Annotated in this window: 18 protein-coding genes; 13 read left to right on the top strand and 5 right to left on the bottom strand. The window is 71.0% G+C overall.

Translation table 11 applies throughout. The features are described from left to right. The first annotated feature begins 22 nt into the window (after positions 1–22). From AB0F56_RS03375 to mutM, 8 genes are all read left to right on the top strand, one after another. A complete protein-coding gene (locus tag AB0F56_RS03375; RefSeq protein WP_362003441.1) occupies positions 23–3,256 on the top strand; it encodes a helicase-related protein in 3,234 nt (1,077 codons plus the stop codon). A gap of 72 nt (positions 3,257–3,328) precedes the next feature. Beyond that, positions 3,329–3,913, top strand: coding sequence for a 16S rRNA (guanine(966)-N(2))-methyltransferase RsmD (rsmD, locus tag AB0F56_RS03370; RefSeq protein ID WP_362003440.1), 585 nt, complete (start codon positions 3,329–3,331; stop codon positions 3,911–3,913). Between the two features lie 26 nt (positions 3,914–3,939). Then, entirely contained in the window at positions 3,940–4,431 is a 492-nt protein-coding gene (coaD, locus tag AB0F56_RS03365; RefSeq protein WP_362004022.1) for a pantetheine-phosphate adenylyltransferase, read from the top strand. A gap of 110 nt (positions 4,432–4,541) precedes the next feature. Then, positions 4,542–5,633, top strand: coding sequence for an ATP synthase F0 subunit B (locus AB0F56_RS03360; protein WP_362003438.1), 1,092 nt, complete (start codon positions 4,542–4,544; stop codon positions 5,631–5,633). A gap of 193 nt (positions 5,634–5,826) precedes the next feature. Beyond that, on the top strand, positions 5,827–6,432 hold the full coding sequence (locus AB0F56_RS03355; protein WP_362003436.1) for a DUF177 domain-containing protein: 606 nt from the start codon (positions 5,827–5,829) through the stop codon (positions 6,430–6,432). A gap of 2 nt (positions 6,433–6,434) precedes the next feature. Next, entirely contained in the window at positions 6,435–6,608 is a 174-nt protein-coding gene (gene rpmF / locus AB0F56_RS03350) for a 50S ribosomal protein L32 (RefSeq protein ID WP_015036448.1), read from the top strand. Between the two features lie 19 nt (positions 6,609–6,627). Further along, the gene (gene rnc / locus AB0F56_RS03345) at positions 6,628–7,497 is read left to right on the top strand and encodes a ribonuclease III (protein WP_362003434.1); all 870 of its coding nucleotides are present in this window, start codon (positions 6,628–6,630) and stop codon (positions 7,495–7,497) included. A gap of 122 nt (positions 7,498–7,619) precedes the next feature. Then, on the top strand, positions 7,620–8,480 hold the full coding sequence (gene mutM / locus AB0F56_RS03340; RefSeq protein ID WP_362003432.1) for a bifunctional DNA-formamidopyrimidine glycosylase/DNA-(apurinic or apyrimidinic site) lyase: 861 nt from the start codon (positions 7,620–7,622) through the stop codon (positions 8,478–8,480). Here mutM and AB0F56_RS03335 read toward each other — a convergent pair. Then, entirely contained in the window at positions 8,470–8,883 is a 414-nt protein-coding gene (locus tag AB0F56_RS03335) for a helix-turn-helix domain-containing protein (protein ID WP_362003430.1), read from the bottom strand. The genes mutM and AB0F56_RS03335 overlap by 11 nt on opposite strands. 79 nt (positions 8,884–8,962) lie before the next feature. Further along, positions 8,963–9,787: a CAP domain-containing protein gene (locus AB0F56_RS03330; RefSeq protein WP_362003428.1), complete on the bottom strand. Its 825-nt coding sequence runs from the start codon at positions 9,785–9,787 to the stop codon at positions 8,963–8,965. Positions 9,788–9,988: 201 nt separating this feature from the next. On the opposite strand from AB0F56_RS03330, the gene AB0F56_RS03325 reads away from it, so the two are divergent. From AB0F56_RS03325 to AB0F56_RS03310, 4 genes are all read left to right on the top strand, one after another. Then, on the top strand, positions 9,989–10,270 hold the full coding sequence (locus AB0F56_RS03325; RefSeq protein WP_362003426.1) for an acylphosphatase: 282 nt from the start codon (positions 9,989–9,991) through the stop codon (positions 10,268–10,270). A 393-nt stretch (positions 10,271–10,663) separates the two neighbouring features. Beyond that, positions 10,664–10,879, top strand: a complete 216-nt coding sequence (locus AB0F56_RS03320) for a hypothetical protein (RefSeq protein WP_315893843.1) — start codon at positions 10,664–10,666, stop codon at positions 10,877–10,879. Between the two features lie 211 nt (positions 10,880–11,090). After that, positions 11,091–14,654, top strand: coding sequence for a chromosome segregation protein SMC (smc, locus tag AB0F56_RS03315; protein ID WP_362003424.1), 3,564 nt, complete (start codon positions 11,091–11,093; stop codon positions 14,652–14,654). A 198-nt stretch (positions 14,655–14,852) separates the two neighbouring features. Next, complete coding sequence (locus AB0F56_RS03310) at positions 14,853–16,286, top strand: sugar porter family MFS transporter (protein ID WP_362003422.1); 1,434 nt, start codon at positions 14,853–14,855, stop codon at positions 16,284–16,286. A gap of 46 nt (positions 16,287–16,332) precedes the next feature. On the opposite strand, the gene AB0F56_RS03305 is transcribed toward AB0F56_RS03310, so the two are convergent. Together AB0F56_RS03305 and AB0F56_RS03300 are read right to left on the bottom strand one after the other, a co-directional pair. Beyond that, entirely contained in the window at positions 16,333–17,310 is a 978-nt protein-coding gene (locus tag AB0F56_RS03305; RefSeq protein ID WP_362003420.1) for an LLM class flavin-dependent oxidoreductase, read from the bottom strand. Positions 17,311–17,388: 78 nt separating this feature from the next. After that, positions 17,389–18,864, bottom strand: coding sequence for a cytosine permease (locus tag AB0F56_RS03300; RefSeq protein ID WP_362003418.1), 1,476 nt, complete (start codon positions 18,862–18,864; stop codon positions 17,389–17,391). An 85-nt stretch (positions 18,865–18,949) separates the two neighbouring features. Here AB0F56_RS03300 and ftsY point away from each other — a divergent pair, with 85 nt between their 5' ends. Beyond that, positions 18,950–20,176, top strand: coding sequence for a signal recognition particle-docking protein FtsY (ftsY, locus tag AB0F56_RS03295; protein ID WP_362003416.1), 1,227 nt, complete (start codon positions 18,950–18,952; stop codon positions 20,174–20,176). A gap of 79 nt (positions 20,177–20,255) precedes the next feature. Here the strand turns inward: ftsY and AB0F56_RS03290 are convergent, their stop codons facing one another. After that, entirely contained in the window at positions 20,256–20,909 is a 654-nt protein-coding gene (locus AB0F56_RS03290) for a bifunctional DNA primase/polymerase (protein WP_362003414.1), read from the bottom strand. Positions 20,910–20,930 lie beyond the last annotated feature (21 nt).

Here is a 20,930-nt window from a genome sequence, read left to right as displayed (position 1 = left end):
GGTGTCAGTGCGGTGGTGTGCAATGGAACGCGTGCCAGTGCTCGACGAACCCCTGAAGATCCTGCTCGGCGCCGCCACCGCGAAGGTGATGGCCGAGCACCTCGACCTGCGGACGGTCGGGGACCTCCTGCACCACTACCCCCGGCGGTACGCCGAGCGCGGCGAGCTCACCGCCCTCGCCGACCTGCCGCTGGACGAGCACGTCACGGTGGTCGCGCAGGTGGCCGACGCCCGCGTGCTGACGTTCAACAAGGGCGGCCGCGGCAAGGGCCAGCGCCTGGAAGTCACGATCACCGACGGCAGCGGCCGGATGCAGCTCGTCTTCTTCGGCCGGGCCGTCCACTTCCACCAGAAGGAGCTGCTGCCGGGCCGGCGCGGGATGTTCGCCGGCAAGGTCGGGGTCTTCAACCGCAAGCTCCAGCTCACCCACCCCGAGTACAAACTCCTGGACGCCGAGAGCAGCGACGAGACGGTCCGGGCGTTCGCCGGCGAACTGCTGCCGATCTACCCCGCCTGCAAGCAGCTGGAGTCCTGGACCATCGAGCAGTCCGTCTCCATCGCCCTGGACTCCCTGGCCGCCACCGGCTGGGCCGGGCTCGCCGATCCGCTGCCGCCCGCTCTGCGCGAGGGCCGCGGCCTCGCCGAACTGCCCGAGGCGCTCCAGAAGGTCCACCGGCCGCGGACGAAGGCCGACATCGAGGACGCCCGGCAGCGGCTCAAGTGGGACGAGGCCTTCGTCCTCCAGGTCGCCCTCGCCCGCCGCCGGTACGCCGACACCCAACTGCCCGCCGTCGCCCGCAGGCCCACCCCCGGCGGGCTCCTCGACGCCTTCGACGCCAAGCTGCCCTTCACCCTCACCGACGGCCAGAAGAAGGTCTCCAAGGAGATCTTCGACGACCTCGCCACCGAGCACCCCATGCACCGCCTCCTCCAGGGCGAGGTCGGCAGCGGGAAGGCGCAGCCACTGGACGCGCTCGTGCTGACACCCGCGGGCTTCCGGCGGATGGGTGACATGCGGGTGGGGGACGAGGTGGTCGTGCCCACGGGGGAGATCTCCGTCGTCGACGGGGTCTTTCCGCAGGGCGAGCGCGACGTGTGGCGCATCGTTCTCTCCGACGGAAGCTCCGTGGAGTGCGACGACGAGCACCTGTGGATCGTCGGCACCAGCTGTGGGTGGCATCGCGGCCAGGCGCCCAAGGTCATGACCACGAGGGAAATTCGCCACGACCTCGTCAAGGCGAACGGATCGTCGAAGTGGTACCTCCCCGTCGCGGCCCCGGTCGATCTGGGGGACGACTCCCCGCTGCCGCTCGATCCCTACCTGTTCGGAGTGCTCCTGGGAGACGGCTCGTTCCGGCACAACCTGCGGTTGTCCACGACCGACGCGGAGATCCATGACGCCGTGGCGGCAGCCGTGGGCCCGGCCTGCAAACTCGTTCCCGTGGTCGGTTCACGCTGCGACTACACGATCCAGCTGACCCAGCGCAGGGGCGGAGTGCGCAACCCGGTCATCGAGACATTGCGCGACCTGGACCTGTGGGGTGCCACGTCCCACGGCAAATTCATCCCCGAGCAGTTCAAGAACACGTCGATCAAGTCTCGTCTCGCTCTCCTCCAAGGGCTTCTGGACACCGACGGCACGGTGCACCAGGACGGCATGAGCGTGTCCCTGTGCTCGGCTTCGCCCGAGCTCGCGGCGGACGTCGCCTGGCTCGTGCGCTCGCTCGGCGGGCGGGCGCGTGTCCTGCCGAGGAAGGCCGCTTTCAACGTCTCGGTGGCTCTTCCCGACGACTTCCCTCCCTTCAGACTGGCGCGCAAAGCCGAGCGGATGCGCCCGAGGCCGAAGTACAACACCTTCAGGCGCGGCATCCGCGCGGTGGAGCCTGTCGGGCGCAAGCCCGTCCAGTGCATCAGCGTCGCGGACCCCAGCCATGCCTACGTGACCGATCACTTCACCGTGACCCACAACACGATGGTGGCCCTGCGGGCCATGCTCGCCGTCGTCGACGCCGGGGGACAGGCCGCGATGCTCGCCCCGACCGAGGTCCTCGCCCAGCAGCACCACCGCTCGGTGACCGAGATGATGGGCGAGCTCGCCGAGGGAGGGATGCTCGGCGGCGCCGAGCACGCCACCAAGGTCGTGCTGCTCACCGGCTCCATGGGCACGGCGGCGCGCCGGCAGGCCCTGCTCGACCTGGTCACCGGCGAGGCCGGGATCGTCATCGGCACGCACGCGCTGATCGAGGACAAGGTGCAGTTCCACGACCTCGGCCTGGTCGTCGTCGACGAGCAGCACCGCTTCGGCGTGGAGCAGCGCGACGCCCTCCGGAGCAAGGGCAAGCAACCGCCCCACCTGCTGGTCATGACCGCCACGCCGATCCCGCGCACGGTCGCCATGACCGTCTTCGGCGACCTGGAGACCTCCGTCCTGGACCAGCTCCCCGCCGGGCGCTCCCCGATCGCCAGCCATGTCGTCCCCGCCGCCGACAAGCCGCACTTCCTCACGCGCGCGTGGGAACGCGTGCGGGAAGAGGTGGAGAACGGCCACCAGGCGTACGTCGTCTGCCCGCGCATCGGCGACGACGAGGACGAGAAGAAGAAGCAGAAGCAGAAGGCGTCCCCCGAGGACGAGGCCGAGAAGCGGCCGCCGCTCGCCGTCCTGGAGATCGCCGAGAAGCTCCGCACGGGCCCCCTCACCGGACTTCGCGTCGAGGTCCTGCACGGCCGGATGCACCCGGACGACAAGGACGACGTGATGCGCCGCTTCGCCGCCGGCGAGGTCGACGTCCTGGTCGCCACCACCGTCATCGAGGTCGGCGTCAACGTCCCCAACGCCACGGCCATGGTGATCATGGACGCCGACCGTTTCGGCGTCTCCCAGCTCCACCAGCTCCGCGGCCGCGTCGGCCGAGGCTCCGCCCCCGGCCTCTGCCTCCTCGTCAGCGAGATGCCCGAGGCCAGCCCCGCGCGCCAGCGCCTGAACGCCGTCGCCTCCACCCTCGACGGCTTCGAACTCTCCCGGATCGACCTCGAACAGCGCCGCGAGGGCGACGTCCTCGGCCAGGCCCAGTCCGGCGTCCGCTCCTCGCTGCGGATGCTCACCGTCATCGACGACGAGGAGGTCATCGCCGCCGCCCGCGAGGAGGCCACCGCCGTCGTCCTCGCCGACCCCGACCTCTCCGACCACCCCGAGCTGCGCACCGCGCTCGACGCCCTCCTGGACAAGGAACGGGAGGAGTTCCTGGAGAAGGGGTGACCTCACCCCGCGCCGACCGGCCATATCGTGGAGGCACAGACCCGAGAACCGCAGAAGGAACAGGGACCTCCCATGACCCGCGTGATCGCCGGCACCGCCGGCGGACGCCGACTGGCCGTGCCGCCCGGCAACGGCACCCGTCCGACCTCCGACCGGGCGCGCGAGGGCCTCTTCTCCACCTGGGAGGCGCTCCTCGGCACCCTCGCCGGTGCCCGCGTCGCCGACCTGTACGCGGGCTCGGGAGCCGTCGGCCTGGAGGCCCTCTCCCGGGGCGCCGCCCACGCCCTGCTCGTCGAGGCCGACCAGCGCGCGGCGAGGACGGTACGGGAGAACATCCGCGCCCTCGCCCTGCCCGGCGCCGAACTGCGCACCGGCAAGGCCGAGCAGATCGTGACGGGACCGGCCCCCGCGGAGCCGTACGACCTCCTCTTCCTCGACCCTCCCTACGCCGTCTCGGACGACGATCTTCGGGAGATCCTCCTCACACTCCGCTCCGGGGGCTGGATCGCGGACGACGCCGTCGTCACCGTGGAGCGCAGCACCCGAGGCGGGGAATTCGGCTGGCCCGAAGGTTTCGAACCCCTGCGGTCCCGTCGCTACGGCGAGGGAACGTTTTGGTACGGTCGCGCCGCCTCTACGTGCGAAGACGCACGATGACCGGACCGGAGAGCGAGGGACCCAAGTTGCGCCGCGCCGTCTGTCCGGGGTCATTCGACCCCATCACCAACGGACATCTCGACATCATCGCCCGCGCCTCCAAGCTGTACGACGTCGTACATGTCGCGGTGATGATCAACCAGTCCAAGCAGGGACTGTTCACGGTCGACGAGCGGATCGAGCTGATCCGCGAGGTCACCGCCGACTTCGGAAACGTGGAGGTCGAGTCCTTCCACGGCCTCCTGGTCGACTTCTGCAAGCAGCGCGACATCCCCGCGATCGTCAAGGGCCTGCGCGCGGTCAGCGACTTCGACTACGAGCTGCAGATGGCGCAGATGAACAACGGCCTCTCGGGTGTCGAGACCCTGTTCGTCCCCACCAACCCCACCTACAGCTTCCTGTCGTCCTCCCTGGTCAAGGAGGTCGCGGCCTGGGGCGGCGACGTCTCCCACCTGGTCCCGTCGGCCGTTCTCGGCCGGCTCACCCAGCGGCTGGCCGAGCGGCGCGCGCAGCAGTGACCCCGAGCGACCGTCGCTGACGGTCCGTCACCTTGTGTCGGGCGGGGGACGACTGCCCTTACAGTCGTCCCGTCCGTCTCCATCCAGCTGTAGAGAGTGGCGAGCACCCGGTGGACGTGCAGAAGAAGCTCGACGAGATCGTTTCGACGATCACCAACGCCCGCTCCATGCCCATGTCGGCGTCCTGCGTGGTCAACCGCGCCGAGCTGCTCGACCTGCTCGAAGAGGTACGGGAGGCCCTGCCGGGCTCCCTGGCCGCGGCGCAGGAACTGATCGGCGGTCGCGAGCAGATGGTCGAGCAGGCACGGCAGGAGGCCGAGCGGATCATCACCGCCGCCCACGCCGAGCGCGGCTCGCTGATCTCCGACACCCAGGTCGCCCGCCAGTCCCAGGACGAGGCGGACCGGATCCTCTCCGAGGCCCGCCGGGAGGCCGAGGAGATCCGCGCCGAGGCGGACGACTACGTCGACTCCAAGCTCGCCAACTTCGAGGTCGTCCTCAACAAGACCATCGGCTCCGTCGACCGGGGCCGCGAGAAGCTCCTCGGCCGCGGACCGGGCCTGGACGAGAACGGCTACGCCGAAGAGGACGCCCCCGAGTACAGCGCCGACCCGCAGACCCTGATCGGCCGGGCCGACGACTACGTCGACGCCAAGCTCGGCGCCTTCGAGGCCGTCCTCTCCAAGACCCTGGAGGCCGTCGGCCGCGGCCGGCAGAAGCTGCACGGGCGGATCGCCACGGACGACCTCGGCGCGCACATGGCCGCCCAGGACGCGGCGGGCGGCTCCGTGCACACCAGCGACGCGGACTACCTGGCCGGACTCGCGGAGCTCGCCGACCCGGCGCCGGTGCAGCAGCCCGTCCACCAGCAGACCCCGCAGATCCCGGCCCAGCAGCCGGACCCCTACGCCTACCAGCAGCAGGTCCAGCACCAGGACCCGTACGCGTACCAGCAGCAGCCGGACCCGTACTCCGTTGCAGGCACCGGCTCCACCGGAGCGGCATACGCCGCGCCCTCCTATGGGCAGCAGGTCCAGCACCAGGACCCGTACGCGTACCAGCAGCAGTACGCGTACGACCAGCAGCAGCCGCAGCACCAGCAGCAGGCCGCCGCGCTCGACGAGACCAGCTTCTTCGACACGAGCATGATCGACCTGGAGCAGCTGCGGCAGTACGAGCAGGGCCACGGCCAGGGCCACTGAGCGAGCGGGCCGAACGGGCCGATGGGCCCGGATTGGGCCCTGAGCGAAGCGTCCAGTATCCTGGCTCTTCGGTCGCGCGTATGCCCGCGATCCCTGCTGCCCGCTTCGTCTCTCGATTCGAACACGGCAGCCCCCTCACGAACCGAAAGTAGGAAGAGCCCTGAGCACGCGCCTTGACCACCGCAACCCCCTCGTGTTCGACACACACGAGCTGGGGCGGCGTCCTGGTGCCCTTCAGCGGATCTCCCGCTCGGTCGAGGCCCCCACGAACCTCGGTGTCGAAGGGGTCGTCGGTGTGCCGGAAGGCGCGCCGGTGGAAATCGATCTCCGTCTTGAGTCGGTCATGGAAGGGGTGCTTGTCACAGGCACCGCCCGTGCATCGGCCGAGGGGGAGTGCGTAAGGTGTCTGGAGCCCGTCGAGCTCGATCTCGACGTGGACTTCCAGGAGATGTTCTCGTACCCCGACTCCGACGACCGGGGCCGCTCGAAGGCGGTCGCGGACGACGAAGCCGAGGACGACGAGGACATGATCCCCCTCGAGGACGGCATGTTCGACCTCGAACCCCTGCTGCGTGATGCGGTGGTGCTCGCACTGCCGATGCAGCCGGTGTGCCGGGAGGACTGCGCGGGTCTGTGTTCCGAATGCGGAATCAACCTGAACGAGAACCCGGACCACCACCACGATGCCGTCGACATGCGTTGGGCGGCATTGCAAGGACTCGCCGGTTCGCTGGGAACCGATGAGAAGGACAACATGAGCGGCGCCGAAGCTGGCGTCGACGAGAAGCAGGAGAAGTAGCCGTGGCTGTTCCGAAGCGGAAGATGTCGCGCAGCAACACGCGCCACCGCCGGTCGCAGTGGAAGGCTGCGGTCCCCACCCTGGTTTCGTGTGAGCGTTGCCAGGAGCCGAAGCTGCAGCACATCGCGTGCCCGAGCTGCGGCACCTACAACAAGCGCCAGGTCCTCTCGGTCTGAGTGGCTGGTGAGAGGCGCGATGTCTGAGTCCATCAAGACGGACAATGCCTCGTCCCACACGCTTCTGGAAGGGCGGCTCGGGTATCAGCTCGAGTCCGCCCTTCTGGTGCGTGCACTGACGCACCGCTCGTACGCGTACGAGAACGGCGGCCTGCCCACCAACGAGCGGCTGGAGTTCCTCGGGGACTCCGTGCTCGGCCTGGTGGTCACGGACACGCTGTACCGCACCCACCCCGACCTGCCCGAAGGCCAGCTGGCCAAGCTGCGGGCCGCGGTGGTCAACTCGCGTGCGCTGGCGGAGGTCGGTCGCGGCCTCGAACTCGGCTCCTTCATCCGGCTCGGCCGGGGCGAAGAGGGCACGGGCGGCCGGGACAAGGCTTCCATCCTCGCCGACACCCTTGAAGCGGTGATCGGCGCGGTCTATCTCGACCAGGGCCTCACGGCGGCCTCGGAGCTGGTGCACCGGCTCTTCGACCCGCTGATCGAGAAGTCCTCGAACCTCGGTGCCGGACTGGACTGGAAGACCAGTCTCCAGGAGCTCACCGCGGCCGAGGGACTGGGTGTACCGGAGTACCTCGTCACGGAGACGGGTCCGGACCACGAGAAGACCTTCACTGCTGCCGCCCGCGTCGGTGGTGTCTCGTACGGCACCGGCACCGGCCGCAGCAAGAAGGAAGCGGAGCAGCAGGCGGCGGAGTCCGCCTGGCGCGCGATTCGCGCGGCGGCGGACGAGCGTGCGGAGGCGGCTAAGGCCGCGGCCGAGGCCGGCGACGTGGGTGGGACCGGTACGACCGGTGACACCGACGAGACCGGTGACGCTGTTCCGGCGGCCGGCGAGCAGCCGGAGACCGGCGGGGTGCCGACGCCCGCCGACGAGGCTTCCGCCTGACCCTTCGTCTTCACGACGCCCCGGGCCGGGACCCCAAACGGGTCCCGGCCCGGGGCGCTTTCGTGTCGGTGCCCGGCGGTAGGCTTCGGGCATCGTTCCCGTACCCCTTGCGGAGGAGTCCCGTGCCCGAGTTGCCCGAGGTCGAGGTCGTACGGCGCGGTCTTGAGCGCTGGGTCGGCGGGCGGACCGTGGGCGAGGTCGAGGTCCTGCACCCGAGGGCCGTGCGCAGGCACCCGGCCGGCGGCGCCGACTTCGCGGCCCGCCTCAAGGGCCACCGCTTCGGGACCGCGCGGCGCCGCGGCAAGTACCTCTGGATCCCGCTGGCCGACTCCGACGCCTCCGTCCTCGGCCACCTCGGCATGAGCGGGCAGCTGCTCGTCCAGCCCGAGGACGCCCTGGACGAGAAGCACCTGCGCATCCGGGTCCGGTTCCAGGACGGGCTCGGCACCGAGCTGCGCTTCGTCGACCAGCGCACCTTCGGCGGGCTCTCGCTCCACGAGAACACCCCCGACGGACTGCCCGACGTCATCGCGCACATCGCCCGCGACCCGCTGGACCCGGAGTTCGACGACGCCGCCTTCCAGACCGCACTGCGCCTGCGCCGTACGACGATCAAGCGGGCGCTGCTCGACCAGACCCTGATCAGCGGGGTCGGCAACATCTACGCGGACGAGGCGCTCTGGCGCGCCAAGCTGCACTACGAACGCCCGACCGCCGCGCTCACCCGCCCCCGCTCGGCCGAGCTGCTCCAGCATGTACGGGACGTCATGAACGCGGCCCTCGCCGCCGGCGGGACCAGCTTCGACAGCCTGTACGTGAACGTGAACGGCGAGTCGGGCTACTTCGACCGCTCGCTCGACGCCTACGGGCGGGAGGACGAGCCGTGCCGCCGCTGCGGGACCCCGATGCGGCGACGGCCCTGGATGAACCGGTCGAGCTACTTCTGCCCGCGCTGCCAGCGCCCGCCCCGCGCTACGGCGTAGCTGCCTCGCGGGCGGTCTCCCTGGCCGCGTCGTACCGCTCGCGCGCCGACAGGACCTGCGGCATCCGGCCCTCGACCAGCTCGATGAGCCCGACCAGGCGCTCCGCGACCTCGCGGCCCAGCGGCGTGAGCGTGTAGTCCACCCGGGGCGGGTTCGTCGGCTGCGCCTCGCGGTGCACCAGCCCGTCGCGCTCCAGGGCGTGCAGGGTCTGCGACAGCATCTTCTCGCTGACGCCGTCGACCCGGCGCCGCAGCTCGTTGAAGCGGAACGTCCCCTCGTGGAGCGCGCCGAGGGTGAGGCTGCCCCACCGCCCGGTCACGTGCTCCAGCGTGACCCGCGACTGACAGGCGCGGGCGAACACGTCGAAGGCCAGGGCGTCGAAGGCGAGGGCGTCGTCACTCATGGCTTCACGGTACTCCGGCACCGTACTTCCGCACAGCGCTCACCAGGAGTTAGTGCTTCAGGGGGTCAGGGCCAGGACCTCAGAGGCCGAAGTCCTGCGTCCACCACGGGCCGCCGTCGGCGAAGTGCACGCCGACGCCGAGCGTCGTGTAGTCGCAGTTCAGGATGTTCGCGCGGTGGCCGTCGCTGTTCATCCAGGACTCCATCACGGCAGCCGCGTCCGCCTGGCCGCGGGCGATGTTCTCGCCGCCCATGCCGGTGACGCCCGCCTGGCGGGCCCGCTCCCACGGGGTGTCGCCGTCCGGGTCCGTGTGGTCGAAGAAGCCGCGCGCGGCCATGTCGGCGCTGAAGTCGCCGGCCAGCTTCGCGAGCGCCGCGTCCGAGCGCACCGCGCTGCAGCCGACCTTGGCCCGCTCCTCGTTGACCAGCCGGACGACCTCCGCCTCGGCGGCCGCGGCGCGGCTCTGGGTCGGGGCGGCGGGCTTCGCGGGCGCCTCGGTGCGGGGCGCGGGCTTCGCGGTCGTCGGGGCCGGCTTCGGCTTCGCCGTCTTCGACGGCGTGACAGCCGGCTTCGAAGGCTTGGGCTTCGGGGCGGCGGTCGTCTTGGACGGCGTCGGCGTCGGCTTCGGCTTGGGCTTCTGCGACGGGGTGGCGGAGGGAGACGTACTGCTCGGGGCCGCCGGCTTCTTGTACGCGGAGGCGGACGCGGACGTCGGGTTCGTCGGCGTCGCGGACGAACCGCCCTGCGTCGTCAGCTCCGGGGCCTGCCGGGAGTGGGTCTGCTGCTCCGTGCCCGAGCCCGCGCTGCCGACCGTGAGCACATCACCGCCGGGGATCAGACCCGCGGCGACGAGCCCCGCGCCGACGGCGACCGCGGCGGAGGCACCGAGCAGTCCGGTGCGCAAAGGCGCGCCGCGCCTCCTGCGATGGCGTCCCATCCCTCTGCCTCCCTGACGTTCTGCGGTGCTGTCTTTGCTGATCTTTGCTTCTGCGGGGTTGTCGAATGCGGCGCGCCCGAACGGGTGAGCCGCATTCGGTCGGGACTGTACGCCATGACACGAGGGGGTGGTGTGCTCCCTGAGTAATTGGGCCGTTAGCGTTCATCCATGAACGAAGACGTACGGCTGACCGCCTGGGTGCGCGGCCGAGTACAGGGAGTGGGCTTCCGTTGGTTCACCAGGGCAAACGCACTGGAGATCGGCGGCCTGGTCGGCTTCGCCCTCAACCTCGACGACGGCCGGGTGCAGGTCGTGGCCGAGGGGCCGAGTGAGAATTGCCACCGTCTGCTCGACTGGCTGCGCTCCGCCGACACTCCCGGGCGGGTGGACGGAGTCACCGAGATATGGGGCACCCCGCGCGGCGGCTACGACAGCTTCGCGATCCGCTGACGACCCCTCGATCCGGCTCCGTCCGATGGCCTGCGCGGTCCTCGGGCGGACGTTCGGCGAAGGGGTGCCGAAGGGGAAATGACCTGCTGGTTGCCGAGAAGGGCTTGCGGTGGGCTTCCCCGCGCGGAAGGATGATCGCGACGCCCCTGAGGCACCGAGTTGCGAGGCGCCGCCGCCTGTAGTGCGGCCGCGGACCCCCCGGTCGCCCCTTGATACAGGGCGTGATCGTGTTGACCGTCAAACTTTTTGGTGAGACTCTGGAAGCCCCGCGCACCTTAGCTGTTTGGCAGTAAGAACCGGCACGACATGAAGCACTGCCGAGCACCGCGGGTGCGAAATCCCTCACGACCCACACCGCTTCGGTCGGTCACTCATTGTGGAGGACCATCCATCATGGCAAAGGCGCTTCTCGGTTACGTCGGCGGCTCCGACCCGCGACTCCTCGCCGAGATGCGACGGCTTCAGCAGCGCGTCCAGGACCTCGAGTCCGAGCTGGTACGGATTCAGTCCGAGAACGACGCGCTCAACGCTGCCGCCGCACATCATGGCGAGTCGCTGCTCGACAGCATCGAACTCGACGTTCCCAAGGCGGAGCCTGCGCTCACCTGACGGTCGGCACCATCGGACAGTCAGCCCCGACGGTCAGCCCCGTGCCGGGGCAAGGTGAGAAACACTCTCGCTGGCACAGCTAGATATGCAAGGGACGCCCAGGCGTCCCTTCTTTCTTGAGTCCCCCATGTCACGCCCCCCGGTTCTTACCGGAGGGTGTGCCCTGCACCTTCATGGGTGAAACGCGCAACCCCAGGTAGAGTCCCGGGGCGTGCATCTCAAGGCCCTGACCCTCCGCGGTTTCAAGTCGTTCGCCTCCGCCACCACCCTGCGGTTCGAACCGGGAATCACGTGTGTCGTGGGGCCGAACGGGTCCGGCAAGTCCAATGTCGTGGACGCGCTGTCCTGGGTCATGGGCGAGCAGGGCGCCAAGTCGCTGCGCGGCGGCAAGATGGAGGACGTCATCTTCGCCGGCACGACCGGCCGGCCGCCGCTCGGCCGCGCCGAGGTCTCGCTGACGATCGACAACTCCGACGGCGCGCTGCCCATCGACTACGCCGAAGTCACCATCACCCGGATCATGTTCCGCGGCGGCAGCAGCGAGTACCAGATCAACGGCGACACCTGCCGGCTGCTCGACATCCAGGACCTGCTCTCCGACTCCGGCATCGGCCGCGAGATGCACGTCATCGTCGGCCAGGGCCAGCTCGACTCCGTCCTGCACGCCGACCCCATGGGCCGCCGCGCCTTCATCGAGGAAGCCGCCGGCGTCCTCAAGCACCGCAAGCGCAAGGAGAAGGCGCTGCGGAAACTGGACGCGATGCAGGCCAACCTCGCGCGCGTGCAGGACCTCACCGACGAACTGCGCCGCCAGCTCAAGCCGCTCGGCCGGCAGGCGGCCGTCGCCCGCCGGGCCGCCGTCATCCAGGCCGACCTGCGCGACGCGCGCCTCCGGCTGCTCTCCGACGACCTCGTACGGCTCCAGGAGGCGCTGAAGACCGAGGTCGCCGACGAGGCCGCGCTGAAGGAACGCAAGGAGAGCGCCGAGAACGAGCTGAAGGCCGCCCTCGCCAAGGAGGCCGACCTGGAGGACGAGGTCCGCAGGCTCGCCCCGCGCCTCCAGCGCGCCCAACAGACCTGGTACGAACTCTCCCAGCTCGCCGAGCGGGTACGGGGCACGATCTCGCTCGCCGACGCGCGCGTGAAGAGCGCCACCGCCCAGCCGCCCGAGGAGCGCCGGGGCCGCGACCCGGAGGACATGGAGCGCGAGGCCGCCCGCATCCGCGAGCAGGAGGCCGAGCTGGAGGCCGCCCTCGAAGCGGCCGAACGCGCCCTGGAGGACACCGTCGCCCACCGCGCCGACCTGGAGCGCGAGCTCGCGGTCGAGGAGCGGCGGCTCAAGGACGTGGCCCGCGCCATCGCCGACCGGCGCGAGGGCCTCGCCCGGTTGCACGGCCAGGTCAACGCCGCCCGCTCGCGCGCCGCGTCCGCCCAGGCCGAGATCGACCGGCTCGCCGCCGCCCGGGACGAGGCGCAGGACCGGGCCGTCGCCGCGCAGGAGGAGTACGAGCAGCTCAAGGCCGAGGTCGACGGGCTCGACGCGGACGACAGCGAACGGGGGGAGCGGTACGAGGCCGCCCGCCGCGACCTCGCCGATGCGGAGGCCGCGCTGACCGCAGCCCGCGAGGCCGCCACCGCCGCCGACCGCCGCCGCGCCGCGACCCGGGCCCGCCACGAGGCGCTCTCCCTGGGCCTGCGCCGCAAGGACGGCACCGGGGCGCTGCTCGGCGCCCGCGAGACCCTGACCGGCCTGCTCGGCCCGGCCGCCGAACTCCTCAACGTCACCCCCGGATACGAGATCCCGCTCGCCGCCGCCCTCGGCGCCGCGGCGGACGCCGTCGCCGTCACAGGACCCGGCGCGGCGGCCGAGGCCCTGCGCCTGCTCCGCAAGCAGGACGCGGGCCGCGCGGCCCTGCTCCTCGCGGGCGCGGAGGGACCGGCCGACGCGCCGGGTGCCTGGGGCGACGGCACCCCCGCCGTCCCCGCCACCCGGCTCGTCGACGGACCCGGCGAACTCATGGGCGCCGTCCGACGCTTGCTCCGGGACGTCGTCGTGGTCGAAGGGCTCGACGAGGCCGTCGAGCTGGTGCGGACGCACCCCGGGCTCACCGCCGTCACCGCCGAGGGCGACCTGCTCGGCGCGCACTACGCGCAAGGAGGCTCAGCCGGCGCGCCCAGCCTCCTCGAAGTGCAGGCCTCCGTGGACGAGGCGGCCGCCGAGCTGGAGGAGCTCGAGTCGCGCTGCGAGGCGCTCGCCGATGCCCAGCAGGGCGCGACCGAGGCGCGCCGCACCGCCGCCGCGCTCGTCGAGGAACTGGCCGAACGCCGCCGCGCCGCCGACCGCGAGAAGTCCCAGGTCGCCCAGCAGCTCGGCCGGCTCGCCGGACAGGCCAGGGGCGCCGCCGGGGAGGCCGAGCGGACCGCGGCCGCCGCCGCCCGCGCCGACGAGGCCCTGGAGAAGGCGCTCTACGAGGCCGAGGAGCTCGCCGAGCGGCTGCTCGTGGCCGAGGAGGCTCCGGCCGAGGAGGAGCCCGACACCTCCGTGCGCGACCGGCTCGCCGCCGACGGCGCCAACGCCCGCCAGACGGAGATGGAGGCGCGGCTCCAGCTCCGTACCCACGAGGAACGCGTCAAGGGGCTCGCCGGGCGGGCCGACTCCCTCGACCGGGGCGCCCGCGCCGAACGCGAGGCACGCGCGCGTGCCGAGCAGCGGCGCGCCCGGATGCGGCACGAGGCGGAGGTCGCCGCCGCCGTGGCCGCCGGCGCGCGCCAGCTCCTCGCCCACATCGAGGTCTCCCTCGTCCGGGCCGAGCAGGAGCGCGCGCTCGCCGACGCCGCCAAGGGCGCCCGCGAACAGGGCCTGTCCGCCGCCCGCACCCGGGGCCGCGACCTGAAGGCCGAGCTGGACAAGCTGACCGACTCCGTCCACCGGGGCGAGGTCCTCGGCGCCGAGAAGCGGATGCGGATCGAGCAGCTGGAGACCAAGGCCCTGGAGGAGCTGGGTGTCGAGCCGGCCGGACTCGTCTCCGAGTACGGCCCCCATCAGCTCGTACCGCCGTCGCCGCCCGCCGAGGGCGAGGAGCTTCCGGAGGACCCGGAGCATCCGCGGAACCAGCCGCGGTCGTTCGTCCGTTCGGAGCAGGAGAAGCGGCTCAAGGCCGCCGAGCGGGCGTACCAACAGCTCGGAAAGGTGAACCCGCTGGCTCTCGAGGAGTTCGCGGCGCTGGAGGAGCGGCACCAGTTCCTCTCCGAGCAGCTGGAGGACCTGAAGAAGACCCGGGCCGACCTCCTTCAGGTCGTGAAGGAGGTCGACATCCGGGTCGAGCAGGTCTTCACCGAGGCCTTCCGGGACACCGCCCGCGAGTTCGAGGGCGTGTTCTCGCGGCTCTTCCCGGGCGGCGAGGGCCGGCTGATCCTGACCGACCCCGACAACATGCTCACCACCGGCGTCGACGTGGAGGCCCGTCCGCCGGGCAAGAAGGTCAAGCGGCTCTCGCTGCTCTCCGGCGGCGAGCGTTCGCTGACCGCCGTGGCCATGCTGGTCTCCATCTTCAAGGCCCGCCCCAGCCCGTTCTACGTGATGGACGAGGTGGAGGCGGCGCTCGACGACACCAACCTCCAGCGGCTGATCCGGATCATGCAGGAGCTCCAGGAGTCCTCGCAGCTCATCGTGATCACGCACCAGAAGCGGACGATGGAGGTCGCGGACGCGCTCTACGGCGTCTCCATGCAGGGCGACGGCGTCTCGAAGGTCATCAGCCAGCGGCTTCGTTGATCAACTTCAAGTCTTGAACGAACAACGCCCCGCAGGTTGTTTTAAGTCATACGACATCAACTATTGACTTCGAAACTTGAAGGCATAGTCTCTGCAACGTTGCTTTTACCTTCACGTGGTGGGCGGCGTCATGTTGTGCGCCACTGGAAGGGCTCGCCCCCCACGCCCCGGCACCGCCGCCGGAGCCTAGGAGTCCATGTGACCAACACAGCGCAGGCGCCCACGCCGCCGCCGTCCGAAGGCCGGGCCGCCCACCCCGACCACCTCGGCCACGTCATCTTCATCACGGCCTCGGCCGCGATGGGCGGGTTCCTCTTCGGCTACGACAGCTCCGTCATCAACGGCGCCGTCGAGGCCATCAGGGACCGCTACGACATCGGCTCCGGCACCCTGGCCCAGGTCATCGCCATCGCCCTGATCGGCTGCGCCATCGGCGCCGCGACCGCCGGCCGGATCGCCGACCGCATCGGCCGCATCCGCTGCATGCAGATCGCCGCCGTGCTCTTCACCATCAGCGCCGTGGGCTCCGCCCTGCCCTTCGCCCTCTGGGACCTCGCCTTCTGGCGGATCGTCGGCGGCTTCGCCATCGGCATGGCCTCCGTCATCGGCCCGGCGTACATCGCCGAGGTCGCCCCCGCCGCCTACCGCGGCCGCCTCGGCTCCTTCCAGCAGGCCGCCATCGTCATCGGCATCGCCATCTCGCAGCTGGTCAACTACGGCATCCTGCAGCTCGCCGACGGCGACCAGCGCGGCGAGATCGGCGGCCTCGAAGCCTGGCAGTGGATGCTCGGCGTGATGGTGGTCCCCGCCCTGCTCTACGGTCTGCTCTCCTTCGCCATCCCGGAGTCCCCCCGCTTCCTCATCTCGGTCGGCAAGATCGACCGGGCGAAGGAGGTCCTCTCCGAGGTCGAGGGCAAGGACGTGAACCTCGACCACCGCGTCGCCGAGATCGAGCACGCGATGCGCAGCGAGCACAAGTCCACCTTCAAGGACCTGATGGTGGCCGGCCGCCGGTTCAAGCTGCTGCCCATCGTCTGGGTCGGCATCGGACTCTCGGTCTTCCAGCAGCTCGTCGGCATCAACGTGGCGTTCTACTACTCGTCGACGCTCTGGCAGTCGGTCGGCATTGACCCGACGAGCTCGTTCTTCTACTCGTTCACCACGTCCATCATCAACATCATCGGCACCGTCATCGCGATGGTCCTGGTCGACCGGGTGGGCCGTAAGCCGCTCGCGCTCGTCGGCTCCGTCGGCATGGCGATCGCGCTCGCCTTCGAGGCCTGGGCCTTCTCCGCCGACCTCGTCGACGGCAAGCTCCCCAACACCGAGGGCGTCGTGGCGCTCGTCGCCGCCCATGTCTTCGTGCTCTTCTTCGCCCTCTCCTGGGGCGTCGTGGTCTGGGTCTTCCTCGGCGAGATGTTCCCCAACCGGATCCGCGCCGCCGCCCTCGGCGTCGCCGCCTCCGCGCAGTGGATCGCCAACTGGGCCATCACCGCGAGCTTCCCGTCCCTCGCGGACTGGAACCTCTCGGGCACGTACATCATCTACACGGTCTTCGCCGTGCTCTCCATCCCCTTCGTGCTCAGGTACGTGAAGGAGACCAAGGGCAAGGCGTTGGAGGAGATGGGCTAAACCCCGCTGCCCCTCTCCTCGAACCGGAACTGCCCCGGCCCAGGCCCTATGCCTTGAGCCGGGGCAGCACCGTCTCTCCGAGCAGCCGCAGCGACCGCCACGCCTCCTCGACCGGCATCCCGCCGCAGAGCGGATGCAGCACCAGACTCTCCAGCTCCTGCCCGAGCGCCACGCACTCCTCCGGCGTGACGATCCGGTAGACGCCCTCCGCGCGCAGCTCCGCCACCGTCGTCGCCGACGAGCGCACCGCCGAGCGGATGTCCTTCGACTGCCAGGACGCGTACGTCCGCGCCTCGTGCAGGAAGTGCTCCCCGTACAGCTCCCACGTCCGGTCGGGGTCCTCCGAGACGTGCAGCAGCGGGGTCTCCTCGGCCGGCATCATCGTCCAGCCCTCCGTGCCGTGCTCCGCGCACTGCTGCTGGTAGTACGTCTCCAGCTCCGGCAGGTGCGCGCTCGGGAAGAGCGGAAGCCCGAGCCGGGCCGCGCGCCGCGCCGCCGCCTTCGAGGAGCCGCCCACCAGCAGCAGCGGATGCGGCTGGGTGAAGGGCCGCGGGGTGACCCGTACCGTACGGCCCTCGTACGTGAAGGGCTCACCGGACCACGCCTTGAGCAGGGTCTCCAGGAGCAGGTCCTGGAGCTTGCCCCGGCGGCCCCAGTCGACCCCGCGCTCCTCGTACTCCTCCGGCCGGTAGCCGATGCCCGCGACCGTCACCAGGCGGCCGCCGCTCAGCAGGTCCAGGACGGCGATCTCCTCCGCGAGCCGCAGCGGGTCGTGCAGCGGCCCGATGATCGCGGAGACCGTGACCGCGATCCTCTTCGTCGCGCCGAAGACCGCGCCGGCGAAGGCGAAGGGGGAGGGCAGCCAGTTGTTCGTCGCGCCGTGGTGCTCCTCGGTCTGGATCGTGTCCACGCCGTGCTCGTCGGCGTAGGCGGCCATGGCGAGGGCGGCCCGGTAGCGCTCCGAGAGGGACGCGGGGGTCCCGTGCGGATCGACCAGGTTGAACCGTACGACTGTGAAGGGCATGGGAAGTCCCCCTCCGCGCGTGGGAAGTCGGCGAAGGGGGACGGTATCTGACGTAGCGTCAGATGAGAACGGGGTGCGTCAGACGGAAACGGACTCGCCGGCCGCGACGGGCACGTCGACGGGCTCCGCGGCGACCCGGGCGCGGTCCCTCGGCAGCACGGCGTACAGCACGCCCGAGACCACGATCGTCGCCGCCCAGCCGAGCCCGTTCTCGCCGATCCAGGAGGAGGCGAGCGGACCGGAGAACCAGTCGACCTTCGTGAACAGCAGCCCCGCCACGAGCGCCACCGCCCACGCCGTCATGGCCTGCCAGGCGAAACCGCCCCGGTACCAGTACGCGCTGGTCCGGCCCGTGTCCATCAGGGCCACGCCGTCGTACGACCGGCGGCGCAGCATGTCGACGCCGAAGACGCCGATCCACGCCGAGAACGCCACCGCGAGCAGTGTCAGGAAGGAGATGAACGAGCCGATGAAGCTGGTCGCCACCACCATGAGCAGGAAGCCGAAGACCAGGCTGATCACGGCGTTCACACTGACCGCCGCCGCGCGCGAGACCTTGATGCCGAGCGTCTGCGCGGTGAACCCGGCCGAGTACATCGACATCGAGTTGATCAGCAGCATCCCGATCAGCGCGATCAGCAGGTACGGCACGGAGATCCAGGTCGGCAGCAGCTCGCCGATGAAGGAGACCGGGTCCTGCGCCGAGGCGAGGTCCGGGGTGGCGACCGCCATCACCGCGCCCATCAGGACCATCGGCAGGACCACGATCCCGGCGCCGCCGATCGTGGTGCCGACCATCGCCTTCGAGGAGGCGGTACGCGGCAGATAGCGGGTGAAGTCCGGGCCGGAGGGCACCCAGCTGATGCCGCCCGCCGCGATGGTGCCGATGCCCGCGATCATCATCGCCGTCGAACCGGCCGGCTTGTCGAAGACCGCCGACCAGTCGGTGTTGGCGACCAGATGGACGAGCACGAGCACCGAGAACGCGCCGAAGAGGTACGTCGACCACTTGCTGCACACCCGCAGGGCGTTGATGCCGAGCCCGGACACCAGGAAGGTGCAGGCGACGAAGAGCAGCAGCGTGATGACGATCAGCGCGGTGTTCGACTCGATCCCGAAGAGCAGGTCGAGCACGGTCAGGACGGCGTACGCGCCGGTGACCGCGTTGATCGTCTCCCAGCCCCAGCGGGCCACCCAGATCAGCGAGCCGGGGAAGAGGTTGCCGCGCTGCCCGAAGACCGCCCGCGACAGCGCCATGCCGGGGGAGCCGCCGCGCTTCCCGGCGATCGATATCAGGCCGACGATCCCGTACGAGAGGATCGGCGCCGCCGTCGCGACGACGAGCGCCTGCCAGAAGTTCAGGCCGTTGAAGACGATGAGCCCGGCGCCCATCGTGAGAAGAAGCACACTGATGTTGGCGGCGACCCAGGTCGGGAACAGCTCGCGGACGTGACCGGTGCGCTCGGCGTCGGGGACGGGTTCGAGACCACGGGTCTCGACCGCGCCTTCGGCTTCTGCGGGGATTTCCGCGGCGGTCTCGGCGGCAGGGGGCATGGCGGTACTCCGTGCGGGGTGTGGGGGACCCACCCAGCGTACGTGCTCTTCCTGAGGTCCCGTCGTGGCCGATACTGGCTACGTTATGGAACTCATTCTTGCTGTAGTCATCGCCCTGGTCGTCGCCGTCGCCGTGACCAGCGGGCTCGTGATCAGCGGCCGCAAGAAGAAGCAGCTGCCACCGCCCGAGGCACCGTCCACCACGCCGACCATCACCGCTCCGCCCGCCGAGCCGCACGTCGGCGAGGAGGCGGAGACACCGCGGGAAGAACCACGCCGCACCATCGAGGAGGTCGACCTCCCGACCGCGGAGGAGGCCACCGAGGCCCCGGCCGCCGTCGAGGACCCGGTCGTCGCCGAGGCGCCCGCGATCGAGATCGAGGTGCCCGAGCCGACCGCCGGCCGGCTCGTCCGCCTCCGGGCCCGTCTCGCCCGCTCCCAGAACTCCCTCGGCAAGGGGCTGCTCGCGTTGCTGTCGCGGGACAACCTCGACGAGGACACCTGGGAGGAGATCGAGGAGACCCTGCTCACCGCCGACGTCGGCGTCGCCCCGACCCAGGAGCTGGTCGACCGGCTGCGCGAGCGCGTCCGGGTCCTCGGCACACGTACCCCCGAGGAGCTGCGTGCCCTGCTGCGCGAGGAGCTCGTCACCCTCCTCGGCCCCGACTTCGACCGCTCCGTGAAGACCGAGAGCGACCCGGGCACCCCGGGCGTCGTCATGGTCGTCGGCGTCAACGGCACCGGCAAGACCACGACCACGGGCAAGCTCGCCCGCGTCCTGGTCGCCGACGGCCGCTCCGTCGTCCTCGGCGCGGCCGACACCTTCCGTGCCGCCGCCGCCGACCAGCTCCAGACCTGGGGCGAGCGCGTCGGCGCGCGGACCGTGCGCGGCCCCGAGGGCGGCGACCCGGCGTCGATCGCCTTCGACGCCGTCAAGGAGGGCATCGCGGAGGGCGCCGACGTCGTCCTCATCGACACCGCCGGCCGCCTGCACACCAAGACCGGTCTGATGGACGAGCTGGGCAAGGTCAAGCGGGTCGTCGAGAAGCACGGCCCGCTCGACGAGGTCCTGCTCGTCCTCGACGCCACCACCGGCCAGAACGGCCTGGTCCAGGCGCGCGTCTTCGCCGAGGTCGTGGACATCACCGGCATCGTGCTCACCAAGCTCGACGGCACGGCCAAGGGCGGCATCGTGATCGCCGTCCAGCGCGAGCTGGGCGTCCCGGTCAAGCTGATCGGCCTGGGCGAGGGCCCGGACGACCTGGCCCCCTTCGAGCCGGGCGCCTTCGTCGACGCCCTCATCGGGGACTGACACCGACACCACGCGAAGGGCCCCGCCGGTCACCGGCGGGGCCCTTCGCGTGTCGGGCGTCTGTGGGAAGCGCCGTCTCTCAGAAGTGCGTGCGGTGGCAGATGTACGCCAGCGTCCCGAGCAGCAGCCGCGCCTGCGGCGGCGCGCCCGCCGTGTCCAGGGTCGGCGGCCGCAGCCAGCGGACCGGGCCCAGGCCGCCGAGGTCCGAGGGCGGCGCCGTCACGTGGTCGCCGGGACCCAGGCCCCGCAGATCCAGGTCCGCGTCGTCCCAGCCCATCCGGTACAGCAGCTGCGGCAGCTCCGCCGCAGCGCCGGGCGCCACGAAGAACTGGGCCCGTCCCGTCGGCGTCACGCAGACCGGCCCCAGCGGCAGGCCCATGCGCTCCAGGCGGACGAGCGCCAGCCGCCCCGCCGCCTCCGCGACCTCGATCACGTCGAAGGCCCGGCCCACCGGAAGCAGCAGCGCCGCGCCCGGGTACCGGCCCCACGCCTTGGTCGCGTCGTCGAGGCCCGCGCCGGCCGGGACCGGCTCGGCGAACGAGAGCGGATGCGCCCCCGGAGCCGTACAGGACGCGTCGCCGCAGGAACACTGGCCGGAGACGGCCCGGGCGCCGGGGACCACGTCCCAGCCCCACAGCCCGGTGTACTCGGCCACCGCTGTGCACTCAGTGGTGCGGACGCGGCGACGTGAGCCGGTCCGCATCTCACGAATGCCGCCGATCGTGAAGCCCATGCCCCCTCCAACGGGTCGGAC

The sequence above is a fragment of the Streptomyces sp. NPDC026092 genome (assembly GCF_040638605.1).
In the GTDB taxonomy this organism is placed as follows: domain Bacteria; phylum Actinomycetota; class Actinomycetes; order Streptomycetales; family Streptomycetaceae; genus Streptomyces.
This window is presented reverse-complemented; position numbering and strand designations above follow the sequence as displayed.

What these genes read in the sequence shown, in the direction of transcription:
- AB0F56_RS03335 (WP_362003430.1), bottom strand. Translation starts at nt 8,883, where the DNA reads ATGAGTGACGACGCCCTCGCCTTCGACGCCCTGGCCTTCGACGTGTTC.
- AB0F56_RS03300 (WP_362003418.1), bottom strand. Translation starts at nt 18,864, where the DNA reads ATGCCCCCTGCCGCCGAGACCGCCGCGGAAATCCCCGCAGAAGCCGAA.
- rsmD (WP_362003440.1), top strand. Translation starts at nt 3,329, where the DNA reads ATGACCCGCGTGATCGCCGGCACCGCCGGCGGACGCCGACTGGCCGTG.
- rnc (WP_362003434.1), top strand. Translation starts at nt 6,628, where the DNA reads ATGTCTGAGTCCATCAAGACGGACAATGCCTCGTCCCACACGCTTCTG.
- ftsY (WP_362003416.1), top strand. Translation starts at nt 18,950, where the DNA reads ATGGAACTCATTCTTGCTGTAGTCATCGCCCTGGTCGTCGCCGTCGCC.
- AB0F56_RS03375 (WP_362003441.1), top strand. Translation starts at nt 23, where the DNA reads ATGGAACGCGTGCCAGTGCTCGACGAACCCCTGAAGATCCTGCTCGGC.
- AB0F56_RS03290 (WP_362003414.1), bottom strand. Translation starts at nt 20,909, where the DNA reads ATGGGCTTCACGATCGGCGGCATTCGTGAGATGCGGACCGGCTCACGT.
- AB0F56_RS03320 (WP_315893843.1), top strand. Translation starts at nt 10,664, where the DNA reads ATGGCAAAGGCGCTTCTCGGTTACGTCGGCGGCTCCGACCCGCGACTC.
- AB0F56_RS03305 (WP_362003420.1), bottom strand. Translation starts at nt 17,310, where the DNA reads ATGCCCTTCACAGTCGTACGGTTCAACCTGGTCGATCCGCACGGGACC.
- AB0F56_RS03325 (WP_362003426.1), top strand. Translation starts at nt 9,989, where the DNA reads ATGAACGAAGACGTACGGCTGACCGCCTGGGTGCGCGGCCGAGTACAG.